The 8373-nt window shown below is 59.5% G+C and carries 7 protein-coding genes and 2 pseudogenes; 2 read left to right on the top strand and 7 right to left on the bottom strand.

The window, feature by feature from the left end:
- The 6 genes from dld to gbd form a co-directional block, all read right to left on the bottom strand.
- Positions 1-1130: D-lactate dehydrogenase (dld, locus tag DOU54_RS27040; RefSeq protein ID WP_113732200.1), on the bottom strand; the 1130-nt coding region annotated here is incomplete at its 3' end.
- 79 nt (positions 1131-1209) lie between these two features.
- Positions 1210-2487: a TRAP transporter large permease gene (locus DOU54_RS27035; RefSeq protein ID WP_113732199.1), complete on the bottom strand. Its 1278-nt coding sequence runs from the start codon at positions 2485-2487 to the stop codon at positions 1210-1212.
- A complete protein-coding gene (locus DOU54_RS27030; protein ID WP_113732198.1) occupies positions 2484-2975 on the bottom strand; it encodes a TRAP transporter small permease in 492 nt (163 codons plus the stop codon). The genes DOU54_RS27035 and DOU54_RS27030 overlap by 4 nt, the downstream gene beginning before the upstream one ends.
- The gene (dctP, locus tag DOU54_RS27025; RefSeq protein ID WP_113732197.1) at positions 2972-3952 is read right to left on the bottom strand and encodes a TRAP transporter substrate-binding protein DctP; all 981 of its coding nucleotides are present in this window, start codon (positions 3950-3952) and stop codon (positions 2972-2974) included. Before dctP ends, DOU54_RS27030 begins: the two co-directional genes overlap by 4 nt.
- A gap of 59 nt (positions 3953-4011) precedes the next feature.
- Complete coding sequence (locus tag DOU54_RS27020; protein WP_113732196.1) at positions 4012-5526, bottom strand: aldehyde dehydrogenase (NADP(+)); 1515 nt, start codon at positions 5524-5526, stop codon at positions 4012-4014.
- Positions 5527-5551: 25 nt separating this feature from the next.
- Positions 5552-6688, bottom strand: a complete 1137-nt coding sequence (gene gbd, locus DOU54_RS27015; protein WP_113732195.1) for a 4-hydroxybutyrate dehydrogenase — start codon at positions 6686-6688, stop codon at positions 5552-5554.
- Positions 6689-6850: 162 nt separating this feature from the next.
- Here gbd and DOU54_RS27010 point away from each other — a divergent pair, with 162 nt between their 5' ends.
- Positions 6851-7786, top strand: a complete 936-nt coding sequence (locus DOU54_RS27010) for a LysR family transcriptional regulator (RefSeq protein WP_113732194.1) — start codon at positions 6851-6853, stop codon at positions 7784-7786.
- A gap of 103 nt (positions 7787-7889) precedes the next feature.
- Here DOU54_RS27010 and DOU54_RS27005 read toward each other — a convergent pair.
- Positions 7890-8173, bottom strand: a pseudogene (locus DOU54_RS27005) (DDE-type integrase/transposase/recombinase); the annotation flags it as partial.
- A 52-nt stretch (positions 8174-8225) separates the two neighbouring features.
- Between DOU54_RS27005 and DOU54_RS27000 the strand changes: the two are divergent.
- Positions 8226-8373 (top strand): annotated as a pseudogene (locus DOU54_RS27000) (IS6 family transposase); the annotation flags it as partial.

Here is an 8373-nt window from a genome sequence, read left to right as displayed (position 1 = left end):
TAGTCGACCAGCCTTTTGGGCAAGTGCTCCGGCAGCAGACGGCTGGCAAATTGCAGCAGATGATCCGAGATTGTTTTTCCGAGGCCAAATCGCTCCGTCAGTCCATCGAACCAGTTCTTGGCGGCAAAGGCGCGCGGCACGTTGAGCGTCCCGAAGATACGGATGAACATGTAGAGATCCTTGCCCCAGATCTGTGCTGCTCTAAAGGCATCCGAATGCATGTATTCTCCGGCAATGGGCAGGTTCTGGAAATGCGCCAGAATATGTCGGCGGATCGCTTCCAATTCGGCGGGATCCCGCGATCCGATGTAAAAAACCTTCTCCTCTCCAGCCACGGCAAACGTGTCCAGCCGCACGGCGAAGACACCAATTTTCCCGGCTGATCCTGACGCTTCGTAGTGGCGGCGCGGATCGGCGTTGAAGCGGGCAGGCGTGGAGGCGTGGATGTCGCGCACATGATCCTTGTACTCTATGTCTGAAGCCTGGACCCCCTGAGGGAAGTCTACATCTGCAGGTGTGTAGTCGCCTTTATCTAGCCTGTTCAGCATTTCTAGCGGGTTGCTTCCTAGGCGCACACCAAGATGGTTTACGAGATGCAGGCGGCCTTCGGCATCGACCTGCGCGAACATGGAGAGTTCGGTATAGGCTGGGCCGCGTTGGACGAGTGAGCCACCGGAATTGTTGCAGATGCCGCCGGTGACGGAGGCGCCGATACAGCTTGACCCGATGACGGAATGGGGTTCGCGCCCAAGCGGCTTCAGGCGCTTTTCGAGTTGGTCCAGCGTGGCGCCGGGCATGCACAGCACTTGTCGTCCGTGGTCCAGCAGATCGATGCGTGTGTTGCGCAAGGTCGAGACAATGACGATCCGCCGGTCATAGCCGTCGCCGAAAGGGGTCGAACCACCAGTCAGGCCCGTATTCGCCGCTTGGAAGATGATGGCGACATCGGCAGCAATGCAGGCTTCCAGGACCCGCCATTGTTCAACCAGCGTACCGGGCTCGACGGCCGCCAGCACCTCGCCGTCGCCATAACGGTATCCGCGGCGAAACCGCCGGGTTCCACGGGCTCCGGTATGAACAAAGTGGCGGCCAACGATGTCCTGTAGCTGTTGGATAAGGATGCCGGTCATGACGGATAAACTCTTTAAGAAGGGAGCATGTGGGCCCGCCCCGCGGACGGGGTAGGCAGGTACCGCGAGCTAGGTGGCCTCAGCGCCCGATCAGTGCAGGCAGTGTCATACTCAGGGCCGGCACGAAGGTGATTACCATGAGGCACAGTACGATGACGCCGACGAATACCGTCAGCGGCTTTAGCATGTGCGTGACCGAGCACCCGGCAATCTGTGCGGCGGCGAAGAGGTTGACTCCGAGCGGCGGTGTAATCATGCCGAGCGCCAGGTTCACCACCATGACAGTGCCGAAGTGGACCGGGGCAATGCCGACCCGGGCGGCGGCATCTTGAAGGATCGGCGCCAGAACGATGATGCTCGCCCCTGTCTCGATAAACATGCCGATGACGAAGAGCATGGCATTGATGGCCAGCATCAGCGATACGGGACCGTCGAAAGTGCTCGTCAGCCACAGCGCGGCGGCATCGGGTACGCCCTGCCGGTTGAGCAAATACCCCATCAGGCTGGCGGTGCCGATGATGAACATAATCACGGCGGAGGTAACGACCGATTTGCTGAAAGCATTGACCAGATCCTGCCAGGTCATCTCCCGATGCAGGAAGAGGCCGACCAGCATGGCGTAGACAACGGCGATGACGCTGGCCTCGGTCGGGGTGGTGATGCCGCCATAGATGCCGCCCATGATCAATACCGGCATCAGCAAGGCCCAGACGGCGCGCCGGGTTGCTGTCAGGCGCGGCAGGCTGCCTTCGCCGTCCCGCTTGCCCCAGCCCATGATCCGGCACCAGACTACGGCGGTCAGAAGCAAGGCTCCGGCAATCAGGAGCCCCGGCAGAATGCCCGCAAGGAAGAGTTGCGGGATCGAAGTCTGAGTGGCAACGCCATAGAGGATCATCGGGATGGACGGCGGGATGATCACGCCCAACTCGGCGGAGGTGGCCATGAGTGCCGCGACAAAACCAACCGGATACCCGAACTTCGTCATGGCCGGGATGAGAACGACGCCGACTGCAAATGTGGTGGCCACGCTGGAGCCAGAGATGGCCGAAAACAGCATGCAGGTCAGCACGCAGGTTGCAGCAAGGCCGCCTTGGGTCTTGCCGACAAAGGCGCGTGCGAATTCGACGAGGCGACGGGAAAGCCCACCGACTTCCATCAGGTTTCCAGCGAGGATGAAGAAGGGAATTGCCGCCAGCGGAAACTTGTCGAGGGCAATATAGATCTGCTGGGGAATGACGATGGCGGGCAGGGTGGTGAAGCCGAAAAGCCCGATCATCGAAGCAAGGCCGATGGCGATGGCAATCGGAACGGAAATGGCGAAGAACACCAGCATCGAGGTGATGATTGCACCGGTCATTGGGTGGTCTCCTTTCCCGATTCGAGGAAGTGAACCATTGCCCCAAGAGCCGCGAAGAACGCTCCAATCGGAATGGCGGCGTAGCCCCACGCCATGGAGATTTCTATCCCAGCCATTTCCTGCATACGGACACGCTGGGCCGTGGCGATCCCAAACCAGAAGAGCGTTGCAAACAGGATGAGGCAGGAGATGAGTGTCGTGGCTTCAATGCTCCGGCGCAGCCCACCTATTGTGGCGTCGCGTGCCAGATCGATGGCAACTAGCGCGCCCTTTCGCAGCGCAACCGATATACCAAGCAGCACCATCCACACCAGTGCGAGCCGCGTTAAGGCTTCAGACCAGGTTGCAGGGGATTGGAAGACGAAGCGGCCAAGGACCTGCCAGAAGCTTGAAGCAACCGCAATGGCCAGTGCAAAGGAGGCGACAGCCGCCACCCCCCCTGCAACAACCCCGTCAACGCGACGGATCAGTGTGGCCAATGTGCTCATTGCGCTTTCCAGTCACGGATACGCTTGATCAGCTCTGCACCGAACTGCTCTTCGAAGCCCGCATTTGCAGCGGCCATGGCATCGCGGTAGGCATCGCGATCCTTGATCTCGACCACTTCGATGCCGCGTGTGCGCAGCGTTTCGATGCCCACATTTTCGTCCTGTTCGACACGCGCACGATTGGCTGCTGTTGCGGCCTTGCCGCCTTCTTCTACGGCCGCCTTTTGCTCGGGCGTCAGGCCGGCGATGAAGTCCGGGTTGCAGACGAAGATGCCGGGGGAATAAACGTGGCCGGTCAGGTAGAGGTGCTTCTGCATCATGTCGAGATTGTTGGCCACGATCACAGGGATAGAATTTTCCTGTCCATCAACCGTGCCCTGCTGAAGCGCCGACGGCAGCTCTGAGAAAGCCATCGGCGTGGGTAGCACACCAGCAGCCTGCCAAGCCTGCATATGCACCTGATTTTCCATGGTGCGGATCTTCATGCCGCGCAAGTCTTCAGGCGAGTTTACGCTTTTGGTGCCGGTGGTCAGGTTGCGGAAGCCGTTTTCCAGCCAGGACACGCCGTATAGACCGTGTTGCGGAAACAGAGCCAGCAGCTCGCCGCCGATTTCGGAATCCAGTACACCGCGTGCATGCACGTAGTTGTCGAACAGGAATGGGACGTCAAGAACGCGGGTCTCAGCCACGAAGTTACCCAGCGAGCCTGTGGAGCCCATTGCGCATTCTTGCGATCCGAATTGGACGCTTTCAAGCGCCTCCCGTTCATTGTCCATACGCTGGATAACAACATTCAGTGTACCACCGGATTTCTCCTCGGCGACTTTCTTGAAGGCAGCAGCACCTTCGCCGAAGTGGCTGTCGGCTGGTGACGAGTGTGTGATGGTGAGCGTGGTCTGGGCCGAGGCGCTCAGGATGCCGGTAGCCAGAATCAGACCTGTGAAGACTGCTGTCCTGGCTATCAAATTCGCTTTCATGGTGGGTTCCTCCTCCGTTTAGTGTTCATGCCCCGGTGGGGCATGTCGTGAATGGGGTGCTAGAGCACACCTTCCGGCAGGAGCCCCGCCGGAAAATTCTGATAGCTGACCGGGCGCAGGAAGCGCCGGATCGAAAGTGTGCCAACGCTGGTGGCGCCGAAATTGGTCGAAGCCGGGTAGGGACCTCCGTGGACCATGGAATCGACCACTTCCACCCCGGTGGGGTAGCCGTTGACAAGCACGCGTCCAGCCTTTCGCTCCAGCACGGGAAGCAGCCTCTTGGCCAGCGGCAGATCGCCCTCATCCATGTGCAGTGTTGCCGTCAACTGGCCCTGGAAGCTCAGGGCGACGCGATGCATCTCCTCAGGCGTTTCCACCCGCACGACGAGACCGAGCGGCCCGAACACCTCTTCGGACAGGACGTGGTCTGCGAGGAACTGGCCGGCCGTCGTCTCATAGAGGTTCGGATTGGCGCTTCGCCCCTCCGAAACCATCTCGCAGACTGGCCCGACCGTCTCTCGGTCCTTCATGCGCGCCTGACCCTGATGGTAGGCGCGGGCAATGCCTTCGGTCAGCATGATCTGTGGGCCGGTCTTGGCCAGCGCATCCCTTGTTGCGGCCACGAAGTTGTCGGCAGCTGCACCTTCAACGACCACGGCAATGCCTGGATTGGTGCAGAATTGGCCAGCGCCCATCACAAGAGATGCGGCCCAGCCAGTGCCCATGGCCGACGCGCGTGCCTTGGCAGCTTCCGGGAGGACGAACATCGGATTGACACTGCCCAATTCGCCGAAAAAGGGTATCGGTTCGGGGCGCCTTGCGCAGAGGTCGAACAGGGCGCGCCCTCCGGCGAGGGAACCGGTGAAGCCGACGGCCTTGATCAGCGGGTGGGTGACAAGGGCGCTTCCAACCTCTCGATTGCCGCCCTGCACAAGACTAAATACCCCCGGATCGATGCCCAACCTGCCGATGGCAGCATGAATAGCTTCAGCGACAATCTCACTGGTTCCCGGATGGGCTGAATGTCCCTTCACCACCACTGGGCAGCCTGCAGCAAGGGCAGCCGCGGTGTCTCCGCCCGCCGTGGAGAAGGCAAGGGGGAAGTTGGACGCGCCAAACACGGCGACCGGGCCAACTGGACGCTGCATAAGGCGGATCTCGGGACGTGGGGCGGGCTGACGATCCGGCAGGGCCGGATCGAAACGCCGATCAAGATAGTCACCCTTCTCGATATGGCTGGCAAAAAGCCGCAACTGACCGGTCGTTCGGCCACGCTCGCCCTCCAGGCGTGCAGTGGGCAGGCCGGTTTCACGGCAGCCGATTTCGGTAATGGCGCCGCCGCGTGCATCGATCTCGTCGGCAATGGCGCGCAGCAGCGCCGCCCGATTTTGGGCAGATGAATAGCCATAGGACCAGAAAGCCTTTTCAGCGGCTTCGGCTGCAAGTTTCACCAGTTCGACGCTGCCAAGCGAAAATGCTGTGGGAATACCGGAAACAGGCTCATTTGCGAATGTCTTGTCCGCCGCCACCCATTCGCCGGCGACCAGGTGCTTGCCATGCAGCATGTACGTCATTTTTCTGCTCCTTAAGGTAACGGCGTTACAGCACCGCCTGCAACATGCTGTAATAGTCTTCTGCCGATGCCTCACGTGGGTTTGTGCGATGGCTGTGGTCGGCGAGAGCGCCGTTTACGACCCGGTCGAACACATCGGCGGTGACGCCCAGTTCGGAGAGACGGGCCGGCAGGCCGATGCTACGGGTCATCTCTTCGATGGCCGCTCCGATGTCGGCGTTTGCTGAAAGACCCATGGCATCGGCAAGCCGCGCATACTTGCCCTCGGCCACCGAAGTGCTGGCGCTTTGGTTGAAGGCAAGCACCGGTGGCATGAAGATGGCGTTCAGCGTGCCGTGATGCAGCTTTGGATTGATGCCACCTAGCGAGTGGCTGAGGCTATGCACGCAACCCAGGCCTTTCTGGAAGGCCATGGCACCCATGGTGGCAACGATCGCCATGTTGGCGCGCGCCTCGCGATTGGTCGGTTCTTCCACGGCGAGGCGGATGTGCGCCCAGCCGCGGCGCAGGCCTTCGAGTGCAATACCATCGGCCGGCGGGTTGAAGGACGGTGCAAGATAGGTCTCGATGCAATGAGAGATCGCGTCCATACCCGTTGCTGCGGTCAGCATCGGCGGCAGGCTCAACGTCAATTCCGGATCGACGATGGCTGCCTTCGGAACAAGGAAAGGCGACAGCAGCCCCACCTTGCGGCCGTCTTCAAGGATGATGATGGCGGCGCGACCGACTTCACTGCCAGTTCCTGCTGTTGTGGGTATGGCGATGGTCGGGAAGGTGCGAGATGTGATCTTTTCCATCCCGCCTTCAATGACCGCGTAGGTCTTGAGCGGCCCTTCATGTGCGGCCATCACGGCAACGGCTTTTGCAAGATCGAGGGCCGAGCCGCCACCAATTGCAATAATGCCATCACCGCCAGCCTCACGAAACACGGCAGTTGCCTTGACGGCGGCTGCTTCATTCGGATTGCCGGGCGTTTCGTCGAAGATGGCGGCGGGAATAATCCCCCCTACGGCTTCGATCCGTTCCAGGATGCCAAGCGCTCGCACGCCTTTGTCGGTGACGATGACCGGACGGGACATACCTGCAAGAGCCAGTTCCGCCTTGAGCGTTGCAATTTCGCCGTATCCGAATTGGACCCGCGTTACGTAATTGATCAGGCTCATGTGCCACCCCTGCCTTGCTATTCCAATTTGATAACCTGCCAACACGGATTCCTGTGATGAACGGCGGTTATTTCATCCTAATGTGCAAAATAACGGCGGTGCGGCGGCTGTAAATCCGTTATTATTGGATATTGATATAACGAAAAGGAAATCAGTAGGCTGATGTCACGCTCTCATTCTATTCCAATGCTCCGCCTGTCCATGCGGCAACTGCTGCTGATCTCCGCCATTGACGACAGCGGCTCGTTGAAGCGGGCATCAGAGCTGATTGTCATGAGCCAACCGCGCGCCACGAAGGCATTGCAGGAGGCTGAAGATCTGGCTGGAACGAAGCTTTTCGACCGCACCAATCGGGGACTTATTCCGACAATTGCGGGCGAGTGTATGATCCGCCACGCCAAGACCATGCTCTCACAGCTGACCGCCATGGCGCAGGAAATTCACACGGCGTCGCATGGAGAGTGGGGCAGGCTGCGCATCGGTACAATCATGGGCGCCGTGCCGTATGTGACCGAAATCATCAGTAGTTTTCTAAAGCGCTTCCCGCGCACGTCGATCGAGATTTTAGAAGATACCAGCGTCGAACTGCTGCGTCAGCTGGACCGCGGGCTGTTGGATCTGGTGATTGGGCGCAGCTCAATGAGCACGGTCCCGCAGCTCTACACCGTCACTGCGTTTCATGACGAACTGCTGGCAGTCGTTGCCAATCCGGCTCATCCCCTGATCGGTCGCAAGCGGGTGCGACTCAAGGAACTGTCGGAGGCGCGCTGGATCGTCTACACTGCTTCGATGCCGATGCGGCTATCTCTGGAACAGGAATTCCGCCAAGCCGGCCTCGACATGCCCCGTGCCTTGCTGGAGACCCGCTCAGCGCTAACGACGATGTCATTGATTCAAGCTGAGCCAAACACTGTCGCGCTACTGTCCAGCGATGTTGCAGCCTTTTTTGTCAATTTTGGCATGGCCAGCATTCTGCCCATGCAACTGCGGTCAAAGAGTGAGCCCTACGAAGTGATAACGCGCCGCTCTGTGGAGCAGACACCATACACACAGGCCTTCATCAAAGATCTCGTGGCCGGGACGACGAGGCGTATTTAAGCGTCGGCAAACCTATGGCCGGTGGCGTCGCCTTAACCTGGTTTGAGACAGGTGTGTCTCATCGGGCTAAATTTCATACATGGATCGACACAGCGATTTGACGCTAAGTTATGATGGCGTCGGCGCGGAGTTCGCGATGATCGGCGGCAAGGAGATGTTTGCGATGAAGCTGAAAGAGATTGGCGACCTGGCCGTAGACTGAGACGAAACGTTGACAATGGCGCGCTGACTTAAAGCGCATCATTCGCCGTTCGCGTCGTCGTACGGAAATATGTGAATTTTCAGCGGGTTGTTGAGGGCTTTATGCGAACGATTTTCTACACTCGGCATCAACGCGGCCTTTGCGGCTCAATAGGACCGCAGCTTGTCGGTGACCATCACCCGCGGGAGGCGTCGTCACGTTGTCCGGGGCTTAACGGTTGACGGATAACCGGACGTGATGAGCACGCAGACCATCAGCTACAAGAACCACCGTTTCCCACCGCATATCATCGCCCATGCCGTCTGGCTGTATTCCGGTTCCCGTTAAGCCTGCGGCTGGTGGAAGAAATGCTGCTGGAGCGCGGCATTGTCGTGTCCTACGAAAC

Origin of the sequence: Agrobacterium sp. MS2 (assembly GCF_003261015.1) — a bacterium.
GTDB lineage: Bacteria > Pseudomonadota > Alphaproteobacteria > Rhizobiales > Rhizobiaceae > Agrobacterium > Agrobacterium pusense.
This window is presented reverse-complemented; position numbering and strand designations above follow the sequence as displayed.